We start from the raw sequence: 24,566 nt of genomic DNA on the forward strand, positions 1-24,566 counted from the left end.
TCATTTATTTCGGTTGAATAAATTATTCAATCGTTTTCGTTAATAACTATTAATGATATTGATAGAGAATTCTATACTTATTTACCTTTTTTGGCGGTTTCAGCCTTTTTGAGATTTATAAAATCAGGTAAATTCTCAGCTTTTTTCTTTGAGGTTTGAGGTTCGTTTTGAGATTTTTGACTGTTAAACTCTCCTTTCAAAATACGTTGAATTAATTCTTTAAAAGTATTGAATTCTACGTTATACGAAATACCTATTCCCTGAGTATAACCTATGTCTTCTCCAAAGTTTCTAATTTCGTTCTGACGATTAAAAACTCGAGCTTTTAATGTGCCATCATCATTGAGTAAAAAATCAATTTGAACATCTCCGGCAATCACCGTTTCTGAAGCGCCTCCAATTGGCACACCTAACTGTCCGTCGAGGTAAATTTTATCTGATATTTTTGTTTGAAGCGTTACACCAAATCTGTCGTCTGTTTGAAAATCGGGTCGATCTGCTCCCATTTGATAGTTCAATCCTATATTAAATGTACCGTCTTGATTTCCTAACAATGAGCTAATAATACCATTTAATCTTTCGGCAATGGTACCGGTAAAATTAAAGTCGTTAACACCTTGGGCAAACCCTCCGGTTGCTAAAAGGTATAACGCCTGTTTATCGCGTTCTTCTTTTGATGATAATCTGTATTCCAATTCTGATTTTAATATAGAACTGGCGTTTGGAAACGAAAAATCAAATTCCGGCTCGGGTTGTTCAAGTCGCCCTGACAGATTAATTTCCAAATTTACGGGAATACTCTGACTGGTAGGATTATCCAATAAAATAGATGGATTGGTATCGGTTTTATAAATGGCTTTTAAGTCTATTCTGGCATCCAGAGGTTCGCCGTCCCAAAGAATGGTACCACCGGGCTGTACCGTAAATTCTTTTTGAACAACGGCGCCGTATCTAAAATTGTATATTCCCTGATATACAGAAAAGTCACCAAACATTTTAAATTTACCGGTAGTATTAATTTCAAAAAGTAAGTTTCCTGATCCTCTACCTTTAATGGTACTGCCAGATTCCTTATCTATAACAATTTCTATCAAGGCATTTTCATCTACATCCAAATCAAATTTAAGTTCTAGTCCTTTTACTAAAACGTCTTCTTTTACTTCTCCTAAAATTCTGGCGTTTTTCTCTTCTTTTGTTAAAAACTTGATGTAAGTGTTGTCTCCAAATGAATTGATATCGTTAAGTGGAATGTTAAATACCGTACCTCTAGCCGTTTTGCCATTTACAGATATTACCAACTCGTCTGTTGGGCCTGAAATGGAAGCATTACCAGTCATATACGCTGTGCCGTAATAAAGAGATTCCTCTGTTTCCTGCGTGTCGAGCACCAATAGCCTGTCGGCATCAATTTGTAAATTCAGTTTCCAATCAGAAAAATTGTCATGACTAATAACACCATTTAATCTGCCTCTTGAAAAGAATTTTGTATCAGTCAAGGCAACATTGTCAAAAATAAAATCCTGACCTTCAAGAATAACTTTTGAATCAAAATCGAAGCCGTAATCAACGTTAAGGTAAGGAATTCTAAGTCCGGTTCTATCCATATACAACTCACCGTTTAAATCAGGTTTTTCAAGGCTACCACTCACTTTGACCTCTCCTGATACCAAACCCCTTATATCGTTTAAAATACCTTCGCCCAAAGGGTTAAGCGGATCAATCAAAAACTCATCAAAACTTACATCTAAGTCTATGTTTTTATTGTTTTTACCAAAGTTAATTTCACCAATGGCTTCTAAAGATTTAACATTGTCGTTTTGTAATAAAACGTCAACGGTATATTTGGTTAAAGAATCATCTCCTGTGATTAAAGCGCCTAAATTGCCCAATCTTAAATCGTTAACTTCAAGATTGCTAATTAGCAAATCTGAGGTTGGTAGATAAACACCATCTTGCTGCAATAATCGCAGGTATCCATTAACATCACCGCTTAAAGATAGACTATCAATACTTGGTGTTATTTTGTTTAGACTTATTTCGTTAAAGCTGAGCGATAAATCTTTATAGGTTGAATCCCGCAATCGACCGTAAAGAGACATTTGTTCATTTTCGTGATTAACAATAAGCTGATTGATATGAAAATTTTTAAGTTTTTTATCAAAAATCACTTTGTTTGATGGTTCGTTATTAACGTTGATTTGCCAATCGAAATTTTTAAACCTCACATCAGATTTTTTAAAGCCAACAACAAAATTATTGTCTTCATCTATCGTGTAGTATAAATTCATAGTGTATTCGTCGGCGTTGTTAACACCACCTTTAAACTCTGATCTGATGTATAAGGTATCCTTAGACGTTACATTGATAAGATTAAAATCTGAAACGTTATAAAATTTAGTGCTCAACGAATCCATTTTAATATAGGTGTTGTATACCGGATTGGAATTGTTGATGTTAAGTGAAATATTCTCAGCGTTAAAATCTTTTGTATAACCTATAAACGGCGCTTTAAATAGCAGTTTAAATTGGGTGGCATCAGTTTCAATTCGCCCTTTAATATTGGTCTTTTCGCTAAATCTTAAGTCGTTTAAAAATACATTGATGATTTTATTGTGAATAATAAAATCAAAATCAATATACTGTTCGTTTTCTATTTTGTAAGGTTTATAGTTGGTAAAAATAGAGCCTAAGGCATTTTGGGTTAGCTTAGGAATATCGGCAAATTTAAAATCTCCAATCATGGTACCTTCAATGATATCGGGCGAATTTACGGTGACTGTTCTCTGATTTTGTTCGAAAACTGATGTAATAGAAAAATCATCAAAATAGAACTGGTCGTTTTCATTAATATAGTTTGTTTCAAAAACACTGATGGTTCCTCGGGCGTCATCAACCGATGAACCACTGGCACTTACCATCACTTTACCTTTAAAAATACCGATAGAGTCTTGTTTTACAAAGTTCAATGCCTTTAGATTGGCATAACTTACATCGGCATTAAAGTCGAAAGATTTTATTTCACTTGACACATCGGCTAGCCCATCGAAGTGAAACTTAATATTATCGTCGTTTATTTTTAAAATACCATTGTATATTTTATTCTTAAGAGCTCCCGATATGAAAATGTCTTTATAATTATAGTCATTATAATTAAGATTATAAACAAATCCGGTTAGGTTAGTTTGAAGTTTGTCCATCTTAAAACTCTTACCTTCAAGATCTAAATTAAAAGAGGTCGTTCCAAAATTTTTATCGTCAAATAAAACACCCAAATCAAAATTTTCGAATTGTAAATTACCCTTATATTGAGCGTTATCTATATCGTCAACTCGGGTTAGTTTAAGCCGAGATTTTATGTTCCCAATATCTGTTACAATAGTATTGTTGGTTTCAATAGTATTAGCAGTTATAAAAGCCGGTCCTGTAATTGAAAACCTTCCTAATTTATTAAATAAAGTTGGAATAGTTTTGCCTAAAAGCTCCGGGAATATGGTTGTTAAATCCTTGTAATTAGAAGATAGGGTTCTAAAATAAGCATCTAACGAAAAATCATTGCTGTTATCTGTAAACAAGTTGGTAAGCATGAGGTCGCCATCAATAACTGTATTGGAGCTGGAAGCATAATTAAGGTTGTCAATTTTGAGTTTATTAAGTGTGCCTGATAAATCCATTGCTATCTCGGCTTGATGACCGGTTCCAAATTCGTTGTAAAACTTATTTAATTCATCTAACCTAATACTGGAATTTTGGAATTTTGCAGTAATTAACACCTTGTCTTCAAAATATTGCAAATCTTCCCGCTCGTAGTCAAAGCGCAACTGCCCGTTTATATTGGAATTGTTAGACCTAATCTTTAAATCTTTAAAATCCATATGGTCTAAACCATATTCAAAATTGGTAGACATTTGATTAACCGATACACCCCGTTTGCTGTCAAAACTCAGCTGGTTTATGCGTGTTTTGACATCGGGCCCTGAGATTAAAAAATTGGTGGCGTTAATATTTAAGTTATTAAGATTTAAAATATCAACCGTTTCTTTATTGTAATCTAAAAGCTTAAAGCTGCTTTTATTGATGGATATATCACTGGACGACATTAAAAAATTGCTGGGCTCAGTTTTGGGCTCATCGGTATCAAACGAGGCTACAAAAACATCTAAATTAGTATCTGTTTCGTTAAGGTAAGTAACTACGTTAAATTGAAGTTCTTCTACCTCAATATCTCCAAAGTTTAGTTTTCCGTTATATAAATTTTTAAAACTTACAATCGATGTCTTTAAGTCTTTGATATATATAAGGGTGTCTTGTTTAAAATCTTCAATGTAAATCTGCTTTAACCTTACATCACCATTGTAACGCAAACCAATTTTTTCGATGTTTATATTGGTGCCAAACTCTTCGTTAAGCTTTTTGGTGGCATAGCTACCCAAACTATTTTGAACTGCCGGTATTGCTAGTATAAGCATTAAAATAATAAACATCAGCAAAATAATTGCCACCAGCTTATATAATATTTTAAATGCTTTTTTAATGATGATTAGCTATTTATTAGTTATTTTGAATGTGTAACTTTGCAAGCGTTTTAAGCGTTGGTACTTGATTTTCATCTAAATTCAAAAGTAACAATTATTATGCCCAATCAACATTAATGACAACAGAAAATATTTACATACTGGCAATAGAGTCTTCTTGCGATGATACCGCCGCTGCCGTGCTTTGTAACAACAATGTTTTAAGCAATATTATTGCCGGTCAAGAAGTTCATGCGCAATATGGTGGTGTAGTACCCGAACTTGCTTCTCGGGCACACCAGCAAAACATAGTTCCGGTTGTAGATCAAGCCATTAAAAAAGCAGGGATTTCTAAAAAAGATTTAAACGCCATTGCTTTTACACGCGGACCCGGATTGATGGGATCTTTGTTAGTGGGCACCTCATTTGCTAAAAGTCTTTCAATAGGGCTTAAAATTCCGCTTATTGAAGTCAACCACATGCAAGCGCATATTTTAGCGCATTTTATAGAAGATGCTTCTGCCAAAAAGCCTGTATTTCCGTTTTTAGCTTTGACTATTTCTGGTGGTCATACCCAAATTGTGCAGGTTAATTCTTATTTTGATTTACAAATATTAGGTGAAACCATTGACGATGCCGTAGGTGAAGCGTTTGATAAAAGCGGAAAGATATTAGGCTTGGGTTATCCGGCCGGACCGCAAATTGATCAATTGGCTAAACTGGGAAATCCCAAGGCTTTTAAGTTTAGCAAACCAAAAGTGGAAGGACTTAATTTTAGTTTCTCCGGACTAAAAACAGCCATTTTATATTTTATTCAAAAAGAAACCAAAAACAATCCAAATTTTATAGAGCAGCATCTCAACGATATCTGTGCTTCCATACAACATACTATTGTTGAAATTTTATTAGATAAGTTAAAACTCGCCGTTAAACAAACCGGCATCACCCAAATTGCGATTGGCGGTGGTGTTTCGGCCAATTCAGGGATAAGAACCGCTTTGCTTAATTCAGAAAAAAAGTATGGTTGGATAACCTACTTGCCAAAATTTGAATATACCACCGATAATGCCGCTATGATTGGTATTGTGGGCTATTTAAAGTATTTAAATAACGACTTTACAAATCAAGAAATTACAGCTTCTGCCCGACTTAAATTGTAATATTGTTTGTTAATTGCCTTGTTAATAACACCTTCAATTTTTGATAATTTTTACCGTAATATTTTTGTTGTTTTGTACCTGAACCCAAAACTAAAACCAAATGAAATACCTTTTAATCTTCATTTTTGCTTTCAACCTTGTAACCTACTCACAAGATAATGTTGAAACTGAAATTGATTCAATAAACTCCTTGGATCGGGCAGAAAGTTTTACTAAAACTTACGGCAACGCTGCCATTGTTACCTTCAACAAAGAAAAACACAATACTTCACTGTCAAGAGAATTATTTGACAGGCCGTTATTTGGTAAGAAAGTTTATGAGAACAATATTGAAAAAACCACCTATAAAATAATTGACCGTTATAAAATTCCTTACTACAGGTTGAGTTACATTTTTTTAGACGGCACATCGCTTTCAAAGCCTGAAATAGACAACAAACGCCGTATGATTATAGCACAATATAAAGCCGGTATACCTTTTGCAGATTTGGCCGGGCAATATTCTATGGACCAAAATGCCAAACGCGGTGGTGATTTGGGATGGGTAACACATGGCGATTTGACGAAGGAATTTGAGGAAAAAGTATTAATCGATAATCAAACAAACGACATTTATAGCGTCGACATCCCCGAGCGCAATTGGTATTACGTAATTTTACAAACCCACCAACCAAAACTTATAGAAGAAATAAAAGTTTTAAAACACACGCAATCTGTTAGATAATGCAATTATTTTACAATTCGGAAATTAATAACAACACTAAAAACTTTAGTTTTTCGAAAGAAGAAAGTTTACACCTTTCAAAAGTGTTACGTAAAAAATCCGGAGATATTATTCAAATCACCAATGGACTTGGGTGGTTATTTCAGGCCGAAATAACAAATAATCACAGCAAAAATAGTACGGCTATAATTGTATCTGCTGAATATTTCGAGCCAAAATCATACAGCATACATTTGGCGGTAGCGCCTACAAAAATGAACGATAGATTTGAGTGGTTTTTAGAAAAGGCCACCGAAATTGGCGTTAGCAGCATCACACCTGTTATTTGTGATAATAGCGAACGACGCATTGTAAAAACCGAAAGATTTGAAAAAATATTAATCGCTGCCATGAAGCAATCACTGCAGTTTCATTTGCCGGTTTTAAATCCTGTTTGTCAATTATCAGATTTTCTCACTAATAGTAGTTCACACCAGCAGTTTATTGCACACTGTGAGCCGACCCAAAAACAGTCATTAAAATCTGTTTATAATGTTGGCAAAGATGCCACCGTTTTAATTGGTCCGGAAGGCGATTTTTCTGTTAAAGAAATTGAAATGGCTTTAAATAACGATTATATACCAATATCTTTGGGGTCAACCCGATTGAGAACAGAAACTGCGGCAGTGGTTGCATGCCACACACTGGTTTTAATGAATGACGATTAACATGGTGATATCAGATAAAATCTTGAAATATTTTTGCGTTGTAATATTTCTAATTGCGCTACATTCAGAGTTAAATGCCCAGCAAATTGCTGTTTTAAAATACAGAGGCGGTGGCGATTGGTATAGCAATCCTACTGCTTTACCTAATTTGGTTAAGTTTTGCAATCAAAATATCAATACAGCGCTCGAAACAAAAGTTGAAGTTGTTGAACCCAATAGTATTGATATATTTCAATACCCATTTATTCACATGACCGGTCACGGCAACGTGTTTTTTAATGATGATGATCTTGAAAATCTTAGAAATTATTTAATCTCAGGCGGATTTCTGCACATCGACGATAACTACGGCATGGCGCCCTATGTTTTAAAAGAACTGGACAAATTATTCCCTAATAACCAGCTTGTTGAGCTCCCTGTAAATCACCCTGTTTATAATCAAACTTTTAGCTTTCCTAATGGACTCCCAAAAATACATGAGCACGATGGTTTACCACCAAAGGCAATGGGTGTTTTTCATGAAGGCAGACTAATATTGTTATTTACTACAGAAGCCGATTTAGGTGACGGCTGGGAAGACCCAGAAGTACACAACGATCCGCCCGATGTACGCGAAAAAGCTCTAAAAATAGGCGCCAATATTATTGAATATGTGTTTGGAAGTTAATTATGCAGCTTACACACCAGCAATCTAAATTTAAAAAACAAACTTTTCCAATAGTTTTGGTTTGTGATGGGGTTATTAAAGCACCCAATATTGGCAGTTTGCTAAGACTGTCAGATGCATTTGGGGTAGAAAAGCTTATTTTATGTGGCGAGTGTGTTCCATTAGGAAAACGTATAACTAAGACATCGCGTTCCACCGAGAGGTATGTGGATTTTCAAGTACAACCAAATGCATTAGATGTTGTAAAATCTTTAAAAGCCAACAATTTTCAGATTATTAGTATTGAAATCACCAAAAGTAGTAAACCGTTAAAAGATTTAAAGTTATCGATTGAAAAGCCTATTGCTATTGTAATCGGCTCTGAAAATTTTGGTGTTAGCGATGCGGTTTTAGAGTGGTCTGATAATATTTTGCATATTGATATGTATGGACACAACAGCAGTATGAGTGTGGTACAGGCGGCAACAGTAGCTCTATACGAAATCACCAATCAATTATCTGAAAAACGGTAAAATTATTAAGACTAGTTTTTGCATTGCTAAAAGAATGATATATTTATGCCATGAATTCTAACACCATAGCCAAAGGGATTGTAAAAGCTGTTGCTATTATTCTGGCAATTGTATTGGCATTATATGCGTTGTACTTAATAAGATCTGTTATTGCTTATATTTTAATAGCAGCAGTTGTTTCCTTAATTGGCAGACCCATTGTGATATTTCTTGAACAAAGGCTAAAGTTTAAAAAAACAATCGCTGCTGTGCTTACAATGGCTATTTTATTAGGTTTTGTATTAGGATTGGTGAGTTTGTTTATTCCGTTAGTTATAAAACAAAGCGAAAATCTGGCGCTATTAGATATCAACAAACTTGAGCAAAACGTATCTACCCTTTATAACGAAGCACTCAATTATTTTAATCTGCGAAACATAGATTTAAGTGAATCTTTTAAAGAATCAGGGTTACTGTCTAAGGTTAATATTGCCGTTATCCCAGAATTGTTAAACGGATTTATTTCGGGTTTGGGCAGTTTTAGTGTTGGTTTGTTTTCGGTCTTGTTTATTTCATTTTTCTTTTTGAAAGACAGTAAGTTGTTTGAAAATGGCTTACTAACCTTTGTGCCTGATTCGAAGACGATTGGTACAAGAACCTCAATTCTTAAAATTAAAGGTTTATTATCACGTTATTTTAATGGTTTGTTGCTTCAAATTACCATCTTGTTCATTATTTATACGGTTGTCCTACTAATTTTTGGTATCAACAACGCGGTGGTGATTGCCTTTTTATGCGCCTTACTAAATCTTATTCCTTATGTAGGACCAATAATAAGTGCCATACTTCTTGTGTTACTCAGCATGAGCAGTAATTTAGGTGAAAACTTTCAGGAAGTTATTTTACCTACTACCATTAAAGTATTTATTGGTTTTATCATTGCCCAATTGGTAGATAATTTTTTCAGTCAACCGTTTATCTTTTCGAAGAGTGTAAAGTCTCACCCATTAGAAATATTTTTAATTATTATTATTGGCGGATTATTGTTTGGGATTTTAGGGATGATTATTGCTGTACCTTCTTATACTGCACTTAAAGTTGTGCTTAAAGAGTTTCTATCTGATTATACTGTTGTTCAAAAACTTACCAGAAACGTAGAGTGAGTTTGAACCGTTTAATTTTAAATACGGCCGTACAAGATTATATCTATAAAAATTTAGCAAAAAACCATGCGGAAGTGGCATTAAAAGGTTCGCCTTTTCCTGAAGTTCCGATAGCGCAATTATTAGAACAAATAGTTTCTAAAAGCAAGGCACAGCAGAAATTGCCAACTTGGTTTCAAACAGAAAACATTTACTACCCCAATAAATTAAATATTGAACAAACATCTTCTGAAATCACCGCAAACTATAAAGCTCAACTGGTTTCGGGTGATAGTTTAATTGATATTACCGGTGGTTTTGGAGTTGATAGCTATTATTTCTCCAATAATTTCAAATCTGTAGCGCATTGCGAAATCAATCAGGATTTACACGAAATAGCAGCACACAATTTTAATGTACTCAATAAAACCAATATTAAGACTATTTGTAGTGATGGCATTAAATACATAAAATCTCAGGATAAAAACTTTGATTGTATTTATGCCGATCCTTCTCGACGTCACAACCTAAAGGGAAAAGTTTTTATGCTCAAAGATTGCGAACCTGATATACCTGAAAATTTAGACATTTTATTGAATTACGCTCCTACAATTCTTATAAAAACTTCACCGCTGTTAGATATTAATTTAGCTCTAAAAGAATTAAAGCATGTGATGCAAATTCATGCGGTTGCAGTTGATAATGAAGTTAAAGAATTACTTTGGTTAATATCCAAAAATAACAATAACATCGTTAAAGTTATAACCGCAAACATCAAATCTAATTATACCGAATATTTTGAGTTTAATCTACACGACGAAAATCAGTTAGAGCTATCTTACTCTGAGCCACTCACCTATTTATATGAGCCTAATGCCGCCATTATGAAATCTGGTGCTTTTAAAAGTATAGCCGTTAAATTGGGTGTTGAAAAACTTGATCAACATACGCATTTGTATACCTCAAATAATTTGGTTGAATTTCCGGGGCGTGTTTTCAAAATAAATCAAGTAGTACCATTTTCTAAATCTACACTCAAATCGCTTCATATCAACAAAGCCAATATTACCACTCGAAATTTTCCAATTGATGTTAAAAGCCTTAGGGAAAAATTTAAAATTGAAGATGGTGGTGAGCGCTATCTGTTTTTTACTACCATTTTTGATAATAAGAAAGTGGTGTTGATATGTGAAAAATTGAGTCAGGAAAGACATTAAAAGCTATTCTATTTTCTCACAGATAACACCGATTTACACAGATTTTAATTTTGGCAGAAAAGCCAAACATCGTATTTTTTACTTCTAATATCTAATATTTAATATCTATTTAGTAATTCGTGTATTCGTAATATTTATTTACAATCTTTGCACCTGAAAAAAAATACTATGTTAAAAGCAGTTTTATTTGATATGGATGGTGTTATTGTGGATACCGAGCCGCTGCATTATAAAGCCTATCATTTAATGTTTGATGAATTTGGATTAGACGTTTCAGATGAATTATACGAATCTTTTACAGGACAATCTACCAAAAATATTTGCACCAGAATTATTGATCATTTTAATTTAAACGAAGATCCTGTTAAATTGGAATTGAGTAAAAGGGATCATTTTAACTATTTGTTTGATCACGATCCGAGTCTGAAGTTACTGGATGGTGTTTTTGAGATTATTGAAGACTATTACCACCACGATATCACTATGGTTTTAGCCTCTTCAGCCTCAAGAAGTACTATTGACCGTGTTTTTAACCGATTTAAATTAGACAAGTTTTTTATTGCTAAACACAGTGGTGCCGAATTGAAATCTTCTAAACCACATCCTGAAATATTTATCAATGCTGCCGCTTCATCGGGTTATGGCATTGAGCAATGCATGGTGATTGAAGATTCTACCAACGGTATTATAGCTGCTAAAAAAGCCGGAATTTACTGCGCAGGCTACAATAGTAAACATTCAAAAAATCAAGACTACAGCTTAGCAGATTTGGTGGTAAATAACTTACTGGATTTAAAGTACGATTTAGTGAAAGATTTGATATAATACTACGCTACTCGTGTATTACTAAAAACGGTATATCGGTGTGGTAACTGATGGTTTCAACTTTAGGTCTGAAAATGATTCTTTGAAAGTAGTTTTGGTTTTTGGCAACCATTACAATTAAGTCCACGTCTCTACTATCGGCAAAACACTGCACGGCATCTTCAATTCTGTCACTTTTTAAGAAGTGAAAACTATGCTCAAATTCTTTGAAGTAATTTTCTAAAGCATTCTTATTTCTTTCTTGCTCTTCGTTTAGGTTAGCTTCTTTTCGTTTACTGATGTGTAAAAACCTTATGGCTGCATTATGATTCTTTAATACATCCTTTAAAACACCTAAGGTTTCATCAGGATGCGACATTGAGAAATCTGTTGGAAATGCAATCTCACGGGGTTTTTTATAATTGGCATTTTCCGGAACCGCCAGGGTTGTACATTTAACTTTAGTAATCACATCGGCCGTGTTACTACCTACAATTATTTTTTTAAAGCCTTCCGCACCTTTTGTGCCCATCACTATAAAATCGGCATTGAGTTCGGTAATATTTTGCCTGATAGATTCAATGAACAAGTTATGATCTGTAATGGTAAAGAATTTATGTTTTTTATTAATTGGTAGTGTGTTAATTTTTGAAATTAATTTTTTTAATCTTACAATAGCAGGTTTTGTAAAGGTTTCTTCAATAACATTTTGGTCGATAATGTAAGGTCTGTCAATTGCTACCAAATCACTCACACGATTTACATGTAACAAATAAAAGGTACATTCGGTGTCCTTAAAAAACTCGATGGCATACCTAATGGCATTCCAAGAGTTATTTGAGAAATCGGTGGGAAGCAGAATTGTCTTCATCTATATCTTTATTAAAAACAAAAATATAGAGAGTTACAGCTTCAAAAAATGATATATATCAGAAAGAGAATTTTTTATTCAATACTTTGTAAGCGCTCTAAATCAAGTATTTTGATGTTTCTACCCTCAATTTCAATGATACCGTCCTTCTTAAAACCCGATAAAGTCCTAATAAGTGTCTCGGTTGCAATTCCGGCTACACTTGCCAAATCGTTACGGGAAATTTTGATTGCCTCACTGGTTTTTTTATTGAGTTTTTCAGCAAATTTTAAAATAGTAGCAGCGGTCTTTTTGTTAACCGAACTATAGGCCATCTCTAATAATTGCGCCCTGGCTCCCGATAAATCTGCCGAAAGTAAATCGAGCATGTCCATGGCTACATCGTGGTTGTCATTTAAAATTTTTGTAAGCTCATTTCTGGTAATACCAACCAATTCAGAATCGTCAAGAGCCGTTGCAAAATTTTGATAGGGCATATTACTGTTAAAGGTGGTATAACCAAATAGGTCGTCTTCGCGGTATATGGAAGTGATGAGCTCCTTGCCATGCTCGTCTAAACTGTGTGCCTTAACTGTGCCGCTTCTAATCAAGTATATGTAATTTGAATTTTGACCTTCCTCAAAGATAATATCACCTTTTTTGAATTTAAATTCTTCACCATTATCATCAAAAAAGTTCTTCAAATCATTCAAATCCCTCAACTTACTTTCTTCTTTGCCGTTAGAACTTATAAAGCGAGAACTTCCTTCAGATATAATCGCAATTTTAGCCAATCGGCTTTCTATGGCACTTAATAACTCGTCTTCGGTAAAGGGTTTGGTAATATAATCGTCGGCACCCAAATTCATGCCTTTTCTAATGTCTTGTCTTTCGGTTTTGGCTGATAAAAATATAAACGGAATGCCTTTGGTAGAGGGATTTTTTGATAATGTTTCAATCACCGTATAACCGTCCATTTCGGGCATCATAATGTCGCATACAATTAAATCCGGATGTGTTTTTAATGCTTGCTCTACTCCTATTTTGCCATTAGATGCGGTGATGGTATGATAACCCGAAAGTTCAATGAGCTCGGCCGTATTTTCTCTTAAAACAGGATCGTCTTCTATTAAAAGTATGGTTTTCAATTTTAAACAAGTTTTTAAGTTAGTAGTGGTAGTTACAAATTTAGTTTAAATTTTTAAATTCGTTAGGCACTGTAAAAGTAAAGGTCGAACCTATTTCTTCTACACTTTCAAAGGCTATTGTACCTCCTAAATTTTCTATATGACTTTTTACGATGTTCAACCCAATTCCGGTACCTTGAACATTCAAGGCATTCTCGGCTCTAAAATAGCGGTTAAAAATATTTTTTTGTTCAGATTCCGGAATTCCAATACCGTGGTCAATGATTGTAAATGATGTTATTGATTTGTCTTGTTTTATAACGATATCAATTGATTGATTTTCTCCTGAGTATTTAATGGCATTATTGATAAGATTCGACAGAGCCAGCTCAATAATTTTTTCGTCTTGATACAAGGTAAGATCTTCAATATCTTCGGGATAGTTTATTACCTGACCTTCTTTCAAAAGCATATTGGCATTATAGACCACCTCATTAACTACTTTGCTGATTAAAAAGTCGCTGCATTTATATTGAATGTTGCCGGTTTCGAATTTTTCGATGGATAGAAAATCGTTTAAAATATTATTCAAATAGTGCACTTTATTAGTAATTGTTTTTAAATGTTTGTCGCGCTTTTCCTGTTGCTCGGTCAATTTGTATTTAGCCAAAAGCATGGTGCTGGTCAAAATACCGCTTAATGGCGTTTTAAATTCATGTGACACTAGAGATAAAAAACGTGTTTTAAGTTCGTTGAGTTCTTTCTCTTTTTTAAGTGCCGCCTTGGTTTTGTTTTCGGCTTTAATGCGCTTAATGTTTTCTTCCTCTAAAGCGTGATTGAGTTCTTTTAATTGAGACACCGAAGCACTTAATGCCTGTGTTCTTTGTTGTACTTTTTCTTCTAAATGGACATTGAGTTCCAGTATTTTTTCTTCTTGTTCTTTCCTAAGGGTAATATCAATGACTATGGCCATGACGTAATGTTCACCGTCAAAGTTAAACGGATTAAGCCCTGCTTCAACAGGAAATTTAGAACCATTTTTATGTAATCCAAAAATATCACGCCCAACACCCATTCTTCGCTTTTCATCTTTATCTAAAAAATCTTCTACATGGGCGCGGTGTGAACTGTGGTATTCCTGCGGAATTAAAACTGATAAAGCGCTGCCGATTAATTCACCTGTAATATAACCAAACATAACATTCGCAGATTGGTTAGTGGCTACAATTTTTTGTGAGGTATCTACTACAATTACACCTTCAGATACAGATTCAAATAAGGTTTGGAATACCGACTGACTTTCGTGAAACATTTAGGTTTTAAGGTATTTTATTCTACGGTAAAAATAATAATATTAATCGAGGTTTGAAGCCTGATTTCAATTTAAAAAATCATCGAATAGATGTCATTATAATCATTAACTTTTTAGTTGTTTAAGTAGGTCTTTGGTAAGTAATTCTTGTGCTTTTGCATAACCAAATTCAAAGATTTTATCGACCTTGCTACTATCGAAAATTCCAAAATTATTTAACTGGTCGGGACATACCACAAGGTCGCAATCTTGAAATTTGGCAATATCTTCTTTGGCCGATTTAATTCTGTAAGCTCGCTCTAGAACACTGTAGGAGTATTTGAGTTTTTTTATGTCTAAGTCTCCAAATGGGTTCACATAAACTCCAATAATTTTGTCGTTATTTTCTTTTAATACTTCAACGGGAAAATTGTTTAAAACACCACCATCAACATAGTGATTGCCGTCTATCTCAACAGGCGTGTAAACCCCTGGAAATGCGGCCGATGCAAGAATTGGCTTAATAAGCTTGCCACTGCTAAATGTTTTATTTTCGCCCGATATAATATTGGTGGCATTGATGTAAAGCGGAATTTTAAGAGCGCCAAAATCGTCATCAGGAAAAATACCTTGAAGAGTTTTAAAATATTTATCAGTGTTTATAAATCCCGGTTTTCCAAAGGCAAATTTTTTATAATCTGTAACATTAACCGATTTAAAAAACCTGAGAATATCTTTCCACTTCATACCGCCGGCAAATAAGGAGCCAACAATGGCACCGGCACTTACACCGGATACCTCGTTGATTTTTATATCATGTTCCTCAAGGGCTTTAATAACACCTATGTGGGCGGCACCACGCATGCCACCACCCGATAGTACCAATCCTGTAGGCATAATTATTTAGGTTGTTTGATGAAACCCAAAGGTAAACAGCCTAATGCAATCAAACAAACCAAAAGGCGTATGTTTTTATTTTGTTTTTAGCAAAGCTTCAATTTTAGCCAAAATTATTAGCTCAGATTTATTTTTACCGGCGTAACTTTCGGCAATGGCCAACGCCGTTTTTATAATGAGAGATTTTATGTCTTCTGTGAATAAAGATGAATGATTTTTATAATAGCCTTCAAATTTAGAGAAGCAGGTATCACTTTTCCAATCGGCTTCTTCCAGCCAATCAAAAACAATTTCAATTTGGTATGCTGCATCACTGCCAAAAACGTCGCTGGTACTATCAATATTTACCCAATGTTCTTTAACTAATCCTTTTAAGGTTTTAACTTCCTTATCGTCAATTGTTTTATCCACAGCTGCAACAGCATAAAACAAATATCCAATGTGTTGATAAGCCTGGGTACTTAATGATTGATGTGCGGTCATGACTTAAATGTTTTAATTTTTAATTGTTTATCTTTATAAAAGTAGTAAAATCATTATGAAACTGGTATGATTTTAGTCAGTATTTACACCTTAAAATATGAGGAGAATCATAGTAATTGCAATGCATTAATAGTAATTTCATAGCAGTAAATTAAACTTAAAAACACAAACCATGGAAGCCATTACTATTCTAACAAAATTTTGGGGTTGGTACCTTATCATATTTTTCTTAATTCTCACTTTAAGACCTGCCAGAATTAAGCAAATTTTTAACGATTTAAAGAACGAACGCTTCAGATTTATCGTGTCGTTTTTGGCCATTATAATTGGTTTGATCAATATTTTGTTGTATAATGAATGGGTTGCTAACTGGACGTATATCATTACGGCTTTTGGCTGGATAGCGCTTTTTATTGGCTTGGCATTGTTTATTCTGCCAAAACAAGCTGTTGATACACTTATAAGACTCAATATCAAATTTGTGCAACTTGTTTATATGTTATTGTTTTTGACAGGTTTATTCCTGCTGAATATGGCATATATTATAGTTCCTGTTTAATAGTTAAAAAACATCATTATGAGAAAGATTATCATTCCTACCGATTTTTCAGATAACGCCTTGAATGCTATTAAATATGCGCTTGAGCTGTTTAAATACGATAAGGCCGAAGTTTATTTTTTACATGCTTTTGAAGATGAAATTTATAAAGATGCCGAAGATCAACGCTCAGACGACCTTTCTGATGTTAGCGAAAATATCAGAAAACGCACCATACAGTCGTTGGATAATCTCATAAAAGAAGTTTATGATATTTGGCCCAATCCACGTCATTCTTACCATCCGGTTGCCAGTCAGCATAGTATTGTTGACGCTATTGATATTCTCACCGATACTATTAATGCAGATATTATTGTTATGGGAACCAAGGGCAAAACCGACAGTAAAAGTGCCATACTAGGCAGTAATACCTTAAAGGTGATGCGTTATGTTGCTGCTCCTGTTTTGGCAATTCCTGATGGTTTTGAATACATTCAACCCAAACAAATAGTATTTGCTACCAATTATCTTATTCCTTATAAACGAAGAGAGCTAAAATTACTTTGTGATCTGGCGGTTCCCTATCGCGCCAATATTGATATGATATACGTAGCCAAAACTCCAACACTATCATTAAGACAAGAGGTAAACAGACAGTTCATGGAGGATGCCCTTTGCAAAAACACCATTCATTTTAAGCATGTTGTGTCAACAAATATTCATGGAGGTATCAAAGATTATTGCGATAAAACCGAAGCCGATATGCTGGTAATGGTGAACAGTCGTGACACCTATCTTGAAGAAATACTATTTAACTCAACCGTCGATGCCGTGGCACTTCAAAGTAAAATACCACTTTTAACTTTACAAAATATTCGCAGAGATTAATGTTTAACTTAAAAGCTCATCACAATGAAACGTATACTTTTACCCACCGATTTTTCAAAAAACGCCTGGAATGCCATTTCATATGCCGCCCAGTTGTTTAAAAATGAGACCTGCACATTTTATTTGTTGCATACTTACACACCCATTATATATCACACAGAGTTTGTAATGCTCAATCCCAACGATATTGAAATTAGCAATATTGTAAGAGAAACAGCCGAAAAGGATATGGAAGAAACCCGCAAAAAGCTGGTAGAAAATTATCCAAACAGTCAACACGAGGTTGAAACCATTGTCTCTTTTAATACCTTAATTAGTGAAATTAAGGACCAGATGGAGAAACTAAAAATAGACTACATTGTAATGGGCACAAAAGGTGCAACCGGCGCAACCGAAGTTTTGTTTGGTACCAACACCGTTCATGTGTTGAACCATATTAAATGTCCGTTAATCGCCGTATCAGAAAAATATAAGGCTGAAAGCCCTAAAAATGTGCTATTCCCTTCAGATTTCTATATTAATTTTGAAGAAAAGCACATTCAACCAATTGTTGATGTAGTAAAACCTAATAATTCAAATTTGAACGTTTTACATGTCTCTCATGGGTATGAATTAAGTTACAAAAACCTTCAAAATAAAAACAAATTAGAAACGCTTTTAGGAGATACCAATTTTAAGTTTCACGATGTAAGTGACGACAGTCTTGAGAATGCCATCAATAAATTTATTAAAGAACAACATATAGATTTATTGGTGTTAATCAACAATAAAAAATCGTTTTTCGAAAATCTGTTTTTTAGACCGTTTGTTAACAAAATGGGATTACATCTCGAAATACCTTTAATGGTAATTCCGTCTTACGCCAAATAATAAAACCCACAGAAATGGTAACTAAAATATTGATACCAACCGATTTTTCAAGAAATGCCTGGCATGCGCTGTGTTATGCCTTAGAAATTTATAGGCACAGTCATTGCGAAATTCATCTGCTCAATGCCTTTAGTATTGCAGATGGTTTAAGTGTGCTGATGTATCCTGAACCCGGAGATGAAGATTATGAGAACGCTAAACTGGAATCTGAGCAAGAGCTTAGCAAATTGGCCGATAAAATTACCATCAGATTGCAGGGTTTTAAACCTCATAAAATTCAAATAGCCGCTATTTGTGGAGAACCCATAGAAGTTATTCAGGATTACAGTCAAACCAATCAAATAGAATTAATTGTAATGGGCACACAAGGCATTTCAGATACCGGTAAAGCGGCATTTGGCAGTGTGGCAGTGAATGTAATGGAAAAGGTTAGGCACTGTCCTGTTATGGTGGTGCCGCAAAGCACGCTTTTAGTGCCGCCAAAGGAAATTGTTTTCCCAACAAAACTTAGTTCTAATTTCACTGAAACAAACCTCAAGGTTTTAAACGAAATTGTTTTAACCCACCAATCACACCTTAAGATTTTACATGTTTTTAAAAATACAACCTATGTTTTAAGCAATGCGCAAAATGAAGTTTTAAACCGGTTAAAAAGACTCTTGCCTCAGCAATTGTTCAGTTTTAAGGCGCTTCACAATTTAGATGTTTTAAGCGGAATTAATTGTTTTATTGAAAGCAGAGAGAGCGATATGGTCACATTTTTAAATAAAAAACACGCTTTTTTTGGTAGTATTTTAAGCAGACCATTAATCAAACAAATTACATTTTACACGCGTGTACCTGTTTTGGTTTTACACGAATAATCTAAATAATGAGCAAAAAGCACATCAATATCACAAAGTACTCGGGTGAGAGGGAATTATTTTCAAAAGATCATTTAAAAGCTTCTTTACGCCGTTCGGGGGCTGATGAAACAACCATAGAAAACGTAGCAACCTTAGTAGCATCCGAATTATACGAAGGTATTACCACCAAAGAGATTTACAACCGTGCTTTTGCTTTACTAAAAAAGAAAAAAAGCCATTTTGCCTCAAAATACAAACTTAAAAAGGCCATTTTTGAATTGGGTCCTACCGGTTTTCCGTTTGAACAATATGTTAGTGAAATTTTAAAGCACAGTGGCTACACCTGTGAAGTCAGCAAGTTTATTGATGGGAAATGTGTAACACATGAAATTGATGTTGTAGCCAAAAAAAACAACAAAACAACGCTTATTGAATGCAAGTTTAAAAGCGAGCAAGGAGGTAGTTGTGATGTTAAAATTCCGCTTTACATTCAATCGCGTTACCAAGACGTTAATTTTAAATGGAATACAGATGAAGGCGATTTACAACCGGCCTTAATTGTTACCAATGCCCGTTTTACCAAAGATGCTGAAGCTTACGCCAAATGCGAAGGTTTAAATTTGATGAGTTGGGATTTTCCTGCCGGACAAGCTTTAAAAGACCTGATAGATCAAATGGACCTATATCCCATAACTGTTTCAACACTACTTACCCAAAGGGAAAAACAATTTTTGTTAAGCCGAAATATGGTGCTCTGTAAGCAATTACTCGGAGACAAATTTTATTTGGATCATTTAGGAGTGTCTGAAGTGCGCAAAACAAAAATTCTTAACGAAATTAAAGCACTGTGTCATGTTAAGTAAACCTAAACTTTCAGTTCAATTTTTTGGTGCCGCCGGCGAAGTTACAGGCTCTAAATTTTTATTGAGTTATGGTGAAGATCAGGTTATGATTGACTGTGGCATGTTTCAAGGATTAAAAGAATTAAGATTGCTCAACTGGCAAGACTTGCCCGTTAACGTCAACAAAATTCAAAATGTGATTCTTACCCATGGCCATTTAGACCACGTTGGTTATTTACCGAGACTGGTTAAACAAGGTTTTACCGGTAATATTATAGGTTCGCTGCCCACTTTGTCTATTGCCGAAATTATTTTGCTAGACAGTGCTAAAATTCATGAAGAAGAGGCTGAAAAAGCCAACAAAGAACAGTACAGCAAGCACCATCCTGCCTTACCACTTTACACAATAAAAGATGCCGAAAATACTATAAAATACTTTAAACATGTTGCGGTTAACGAGTGGAATGAGCTCAACAATAATATGAGCTTTAGAATGCAATACAACGGACACATTTTAGGTGCCACTTTTGTTGAAATTATGGTTGCCGATAAAACCCTGGTGTTTTCAGGTGATATTGGTAGAAAAGACGATTTACTCTTGTCTAATCCGCAACAGCCTGAAAAAGCAGATTATCTATTCATTGAAAGTACCTACGGAAACAAATTACATCCTAAAGAAGATTTAAAAGAAATTTTGAAACACCACGTCAATCAAACCATTTATAATCGTGGCATTTTAATTATTCCCAGCTTTGCTGTTGAACGTTTACAGTCTTTAATGTATTTGTTCTGGCAGTTATTTAAACGCAACGAAATACCCGATATTCCAATATTTATCGATAGTCCTATGGGGCACGATGTGCTTAAACTATTTAAGCAGTATCCCAACTGGCATAATATAGACGAAGCCACCTTTAAAGCCATGTGCAATCACTTTAATATCATCACCTCTTATCGCGACACATGGAAAACTATTGATAATCCGCAGCCCAAGGTAGTCATTGCCGGTAGCGGAATGGTAACCGGCGGTCGTGTACTCACCTATTTGCAACAAAAATTAGATATGGATAATACCACCGTTTTACTTGTGGGGTATCAGGCTGAAGGTACACGCGGTCGCGCTTTACTGGAAGGCACTCACGAGTTAAAAATATTTGGCAAATACATCCCTGTAAAGGCAAAAATTGCCCATATTGATAGTCTTTCGGCACATGCCGACCAAAAGGAATTACTGCAATGGATGAGCCAACTCGAAAATAAACCAAAGAAAGTGTTCCTTATTCATGGCGAATCGTCAGCACTTGAAGCTTTTAGAGTTAAGATTGAAAGCACCTTTAGTTACGAGGTGGTTATTCCAAAGCTGAATGAGATTTATGAACTAGAGTAACTAACGACGTTTTCTCAAATTCAATCTTTAAAATATTTTACTACCCAATCATGAAAATTTGATTGAATATTAAACTCTTCTCTAACGCCTTGAATATTTTTAACCTCGCAAAACTCATGTTGGTTCATGTATTTAAACATTTTGTATAGTTGGCTACCCATAAATAGTTGCGTAAACAATCCGGGAAGTTTTTGATACTTTACGGGTTTTTGTAATACTTCAGAAAAAACTTCAGCCAAGGCTAACATATCGTATTCATCTGTTGCAATTTCTATTGTTTTATTTTGATATTTCTGATGGTTATCAATTACTTGAGAGCCAATACTACCAATATGGGCCACACCTATCATTTGTTGCTTACAATGTTTGTTGAGTGGCGATACAAATTTTCCCTTTTTAATACCATTGTAAACTTGAGGATAGAGATAATTTTCATAAAAAGAAGCAGGTCTCAAAATAGTATATTCAATTCCGGCAGCTTTAATATGTTGCTCTATTTCATTTTTACTTTCAAAATGCGGAATACCGGTATTGAGATTGGCACCAAGAACCGACGAATAAACTAAATGTTCAATACCGGTGTCTTTTAAAGTGTTTAAAAATTGAATGGCTTCCTTAACTTCGGTTGGTTTGTCTTTTAAGGCTTGCACAAAGAAAACAGTGTCTGTTTGTGCAATAGCTCCTTGATAGGTTTTTGGCGTGGTTAAATCGCCTTCTATTAACGTTATACCATGCTTTTGTAATGTTTTGGCTTTATCTGATTTGGTGTTCCGGGTTAAACCTATTATTCGATAACCCTTTTCTAAAAGTTGCTGAGCAACGGCACCACCCTGATTACCGGTAATACCGGTTATAAAAACTGTACGCTTGGCATTCATTAGTTAAAAGTTTGGTTGATAGAACTAAGATACAAAATTTTAGGTTAAGATAATCCAGTTAATAACCGGATTTCAATAACCAAAACCAACAAACATCCAAGAATTAAAATTTAAAAAACACCTCTGCAATTATCTGCCAATGATACGGTAATTCTATCTACTTCAATAGCACCGCTGGGCAGTTCTTCTATTTCTAGACCGGGAAAGTTGAGGGCCTTCTTCCAGATTTCAATAGTTGTAGAAAAATATTGAGAAGCTTGGGTATCAGTTTCGTATACAATAATGTCGTATGCTTCGTCTTTATCGCCTCCAAATCTTGTAATAACCTGCCACTCACCGTTTCTTTTATAAGAGGTATTGGTGTCATCTGATTGCGGATAATACTTCCCGTCTGATGGTTTTAAAACCACCCAAATATCTTTATCATGTCCTTCAGGATAAACACCCATGGTTAAAATTCGACATTTTACTGCGTCGTTGGCAAGTGGCGAAATAATTTCAACGGTTTCAACCTCACCTTTAATTTCTTTAATGTTTCCCTTAGAAACTTGCTCAATTTGAGATTGCAGATTTACCAACCCAAAGTAGTATCCACCAAAAATCACTAACATTACACCAATAACACCGAGTATAATTCTGAATTTAAAATTCATAAGACCAAGGTTCGCACCATTAATTTTGATACTATCCCCTATAGCCACCAGTAGTAGCACTACTCCAACCAGTAATAATACAATTTCAGCCGACATGTGATTTAATTTTTAAATGAAACTACTTTATTTCTATGATGTTTCGGGGCTTAAAACCATAATATAATGCTGTTTTAAAGCAAAAAATCTATCGCATTGTCATAAACAGCTCCTTAAAAATACTATTTTTTTACAACTATGGTACTGATTCTTATCATAAAACCAACTATATAACCATCTTATATCCTATTCAGGCAATAAAAAGAACTAGGTTTTGAAGGTAAATGCTATTTATTAAATACTATATAAGAAAGGTTGACCCAATTTAATGAGTTGTTTGGTTGTAAACGAAAACTACAAAGAAATAAACTAATTGTGACCGATATAGTATTAAATAAAACGATTGTTCTCTAAATCGTTTTTCATGCGTACTTCCGAAGGTCTTAACAATAACATATATACAATGAGTATTAGTCCAACAATCAAAAGGTCTTTTTGCAGAAACAAGATTAAAAATGCTACGCCTTCAAGAACAGATAGACGCATGATTGTGGCTGTTTGATAAACGTTGAATTGTTCTTGAAATGAAGCAGTTTTAGAGATTTGCCTTAGTTGCTGCTTGTACAATACATGCGAAAGTAATACCGCTGCCGCTGCACCCAGCATTAGCAACAAAGCGGTATTGTTCATCTCAGGTAATTTTAAAAAATTTAAGGTATGTAGCCTGCCTACAATAATATAAGCCATAGTAACACCTGCAACAAGTGCTAAATGAATGATTTGTAGTGTTTTTATGGATGATTGCATATTAAATGTATAATTTAACGCAAAACTTCCATAAATCTATAAAATAAACCTTAGTTATTCAACGGTAAAATAATATTCTCTTTCGGAGTCGTTTAAAAATCGCCAGGATACACTGCCACAAGTATTAAATCCTATTTGATTGGGATGATTTTCTATGGGGTAATTGTCGATAATAAATGTATGTCGGTTGGTGTTCTGAATAAAACCTTTACGCCAGCTCAACACATAATCGCCGGGTTCATTTGTTTTTAATCCAATTCGGTAACTATAAAATTGGTTATCTTCATCCAATTCTGGCCAAATTCTTAATAAAGCATTCTCGCACGGTAGTGCCATCAAAAACTCACCGCGTTCTGTAATAATTTCAAATTCACCAACAGCATCCTTGGCATTGGAAAGTGCATTTGGAGTCATCAATTTGTATACAGAGAACTCATCGGGCTCAGGTTGCTCAGCAAAAACCGAATCGTTAACGGCGGTATCAAAAGCCTGGGCTGAAATTCTGCCTTCTATCCATATGGTTTCACCGGTCGAAAAATTAGACTGTGCGCTTATTGTTGCTTTGTAAGAACTGAAAAACAATTGACTTTCTTCTTCTTCGTCGCACTGAAAGGCCATTAAAAAAGGTGACAGTAATATTAATTGAATGATGCATTTTTTCATGAGTTGTATTTTCTTTAAAGATATCAACAAACGCAAAAGGTTGCGCGGCTTAACGATTATTTAATACTGATAATATTTAATATTCATT

Annotated in this window: 24 protein-coding genes; 14 read left to right on the top strand and 10 right to left on the bottom strand. The window is 34.5% G+C overall.

Features of this window, described 5'->3' with window-relative positions:
- Positions 1 to 77: 77 nt before the first annotated feature.
- The gene (locus FJ651_RS10370; RefSeq protein ID WP_140990441.1) at positions 78 to 4,466 is read right to left on the bottom strand and encodes a translocation/assembly module TamB domain-containing protein; all 4,389 of its coding nucleotides are present in this window, start codon (positions 4,464 to 4,466) and stop codon (positions 78 to 80) included.
- A 182-nt stretch (positions 4,467 to 4,648) separates the two neighbouring features.
- Between FJ651_RS10370 and tsaD the strand changes: the two genes are divergently transcribed.
- The 8 genes from tsaD (at position 4,649) to FJ651_RS10410 (ending at position 11,444) form a co-directional block, all read left to right on the top strand.
- Positions 4,649 to 5,671, top strand: a complete 1,023-nt coding sequence (tsaD, locus tag FJ651_RS10375) for a tRNA (adenosine(37)-N6)-threonylcarbamoyltransferase complex transferase subunit TsaD (protein WP_140990442.1) — start codon at positions 4,649 to 4,651, stop codon at positions 5,669 to 5,671.
- A 100-nt stretch (positions 5,672 to 5,771) separates the two neighbouring features.
- Complete coding sequence (locus FJ651_RS10380) at positions 5,772 to 6,395, top strand: peptidylprolyl isomerase (protein ID WP_140990443.1); 624 nt, start codon at positions 5,772 to 5,774, stop codon at positions 6,393 to 6,395.
- Complete coding sequence (locus FJ651_RS10385) at positions 6,395 to 7,102, top strand: 16S rRNA (uracil(1498)-N(3))-methyltransferase (protein WP_140990444.1); 708 nt, start codon at positions 6,395 to 6,397, stop codon at positions 7,100 to 7,102. Before FJ651_RS10380 ends, FJ651_RS10385 begins: the two co-directional genes overlap by 1 nt.
- Position 7,103: 1 nt before the next feature.
- Positions 7,104 to 7,769 (top strand): DUF4159 domain-containing protein, encoded by a 666-nt coding sequence (locus FJ651_RS10390; protein ID WP_140990488.1) that lies wholly within the window; start codon positions 7,104 to 7,106, stop codon positions 7,767 to 7,769.
- 2 nt (positions 7,770 to 7,771) lie between these two features.
- Complete coding sequence (locus FJ651_RS10395) at positions 7,772 to 8,281, top strand: TrmH family RNA methyltransferase (protein ID WP_140990445.1); 510 nt, start codon at positions 7,772 to 7,774, stop codon at positions 8,279 to 8,281.
- A gap of 50 nt (positions 8,282 to 8,331) precedes the next feature.
- Positions 8,332 to 9,423 carry an AI-2E family transporter gene (locus tag FJ651_RS10400; protein ID WP_140990446.1) on the top strand — a complete coding sequence of 364 codons (1,092 nt, stop codon included), beginning with the start codon at positions 8,332 to 8,334 and terminating at the stop codon, positions 9,421 to 9,423.
- 2 nt (positions 9,424 to 9,425) lie between these two features.
- A complete protein-coding gene (locus FJ651_RS10405) occupies positions 9,426 to 10,619 on the top strand; it encodes a THUMP-like domain-containing protein (RefSeq protein ID WP_140990447.1) in 1,194 nt (397 codons plus the stop codon).
- Positions 10,620 to 10,787: 168 nt separating this feature from the next.
- Positions 10,788 to 11,444: an HAD family hydrolase gene (locus tag FJ651_RS10410; protein ID WP_140990448.1), complete on the top strand. Its 657-nt coding sequence runs from the start codon at positions 10,788 to 10,790 to the stop codon at positions 11,442 to 11,444.
- A 7-nt stretch (positions 11,445 to 11,451) separates the two neighbouring features.
- Here FJ651_RS10410 and FJ651_RS10415 read toward each other — a convergent pair whose 3' ends face one another.
- The 5 genes from FJ651_RS10415 to FJ651_RS10435 form a co-directional block, all read right to left on the bottom strand.
- Positions 11,452 to 12,294, bottom strand: a complete 843-nt coding sequence (locus tag FJ651_RS10415; protein WP_140990449.1) for a universal stress protein — start codon at positions 12,292 to 12,294, stop codon at positions 11,452 to 11,454.
- Positions 12,295 to 12,368: 74 nt separating this feature from the next.
- Positions 12,369 to 13,421: a response regulator gene (locus FJ651_RS10420; protein ID WP_140990450.1), complete on the bottom strand. Its 1,053-nt coding sequence runs from the start codon at positions 13,419 to 13,421 to the stop codon at positions 12,369 to 12,371.
- Between the two features lie 40 nt (positions 13,422 to 13,461).
- Positions 13,462 to 14,712, bottom strand: coding sequence for a PAS domain-containing sensor histidine kinase (locus tag FJ651_RS10425; RefSeq protein WP_140990451.1), 1,251 nt, complete (start codon positions 14,710 to 14,712; stop codon positions 13,462 to 13,464).
- A 105-nt stretch (positions 14,713 to 14,817) separates the two neighbouring features.
- Entirely contained in the window at positions 14,818 to 15,588 is a 771-nt protein-coding gene (locus FJ651_RS10430; RefSeq protein ID WP_140990452.1) for a patatin-like phospholipase family protein, read from the bottom strand.
- A 75-nt stretch (positions 15,589 to 15,663) separates the two neighbouring features.
- Entirely contained in the window at positions 15,664 to 16,071 is a 408-nt protein-coding gene (locus FJ651_RS10435; RefSeq protein ID WP_140990453.1) for a hypothetical protein, read from the bottom strand.
- A gap of 172 nt (positions 16,072 to 16,243) precedes the next feature.
- On the opposite strand from FJ651_RS10435, the gene FJ651_RS10440 reads away from it, so the two are divergent.
- From FJ651_RS10440 to FJ651_RS10465, 6 genes are read left to right on the top strand one after another with little or no spacing between them, the layout of a single operon-like run.
- Positions 16,244 to 16,630, top strand: coding sequence for a hypothetical protein (locus FJ651_RS10440; RefSeq protein ID WP_140990454.1), 387 nt, complete (start codon positions 16,244 to 16,246; stop codon positions 16,628 to 16,630).
- 18 nt (positions 16,631 to 16,648) lie between these two features.
- Positions 16,649 to 17,497, top strand: coding sequence for a universal stress protein (locus FJ651_RS10445; protein ID WP_140990455.1), 849 nt, complete (start codon positions 16,649 to 16,651; stop codon positions 17,495 to 17,497).
- Positions 17,498 to 17,521: 24 nt separating this feature from the next.
- The gene (locus tag FJ651_RS10450; RefSeq protein WP_140990456.1) at positions 17,522 to 18,367 is read left to right on the top strand and encodes a universal stress protein; all 846 of its coding nucleotides are present in this window, start codon (positions 17,522 to 17,524) and stop codon (positions 18,365 to 18,367) included.
- A gap of 14 nt (positions 18,368 to 18,381) precedes the next feature.
- Positions 18,382 to 19,230, top strand: a complete 849-nt coding sequence (locus tag FJ651_RS10455) for a universal stress protein (protein WP_140990457.1) — start codon at positions 18,382 to 18,384, stop codon at positions 19,228 to 19,230.
- Between the two features lie 8 nt (positions 19,231 to 19,238).
- Positions 19,239 to 20,075: a restriction endonuclease gene (locus tag FJ651_RS10460; protein ID WP_140990458.1), complete on the top strand. Its 837-nt coding sequence runs from the start codon at positions 19,239 to 19,241 to the stop codon at positions 20,073 to 20,075.
- Positions 20,065 to 21,441, top strand: coding sequence for an MBL fold metallo-hydrolase RNA specificity domain-containing protein (locus FJ651_RS10465; protein ID WP_140990459.1), 1,377 nt, complete (start codon positions 20,065 to 20,067; stop codon positions 21,439 to 21,441). Before FJ651_RS10460 ends, FJ651_RS10465 begins: the two co-directional genes overlap by 11 nt.
- 20 nt (positions 21,442 to 21,461) lie before the next feature.
- Here FJ651_RS10465 and FJ651_RS10470 read toward each other — a convergent pair whose 3' ends face one another.
- The 4 genes from FJ651_RS10470 to FJ651_RS10485 all read right to left on the bottom strand — a co-directional run bounded on the left by FJ651_RS10470 (position 21,462) and on the right by FJ651_RS10485 (position 24,478).
- Complete coding sequence (locus FJ651_RS10470; RefSeq protein WP_140990460.1) at positions 21,462 to 22,319, bottom strand: NmrA/HSCARG family protein; 858 nt, start codon at positions 22,317 to 22,319, stop codon at positions 21,462 to 21,464.
- A gap of 110 nt (positions 22,320 to 22,429) precedes the next feature.
- On the bottom strand, positions 22,430 to 23,068 hold the full coding sequence (locus tag FJ651_RS10475; RefSeq protein ID WP_140990461.1) for a hypothetical protein: 639 nt from the start codon (positions 23,066 to 23,068) through the stop codon (positions 22,430 to 22,432).
- A 330-nt stretch (positions 23,069 to 23,398) separates the two neighbouring features.
- Positions 23,399 to 23,815 (bottom strand): MFS transporter, encoded by a 417-nt coding sequence (locus FJ651_RS10480; protein WP_140990462.1) that lies wholly within the window; start codon positions 23,813 to 23,815, stop codon positions 23,399 to 23,401.
- 54 nt (positions 23,816 to 23,869) lie between these two features.
- Positions 23,870 to 24,478, bottom strand: coding sequence for a hypothetical protein (locus FJ651_RS10485; protein WP_140990463.1), 609 nt, complete (start codon positions 24,476 to 24,478; stop codon positions 23,870 to 23,872).
- Positions 24,479 to 24,566 lie beyond the last annotated feature (88 nt).

Origin of the sequence: Paucihalobacter ruber (assembly GCF_006494535.1) — a bacterium.
Classification (GTDB): Bacteria; Bacteroidota; Bacteroidia; order Flavobacteriales; family Flavobacteriaceae; genus Paucihalobacter; species Paucihalobacter ruber.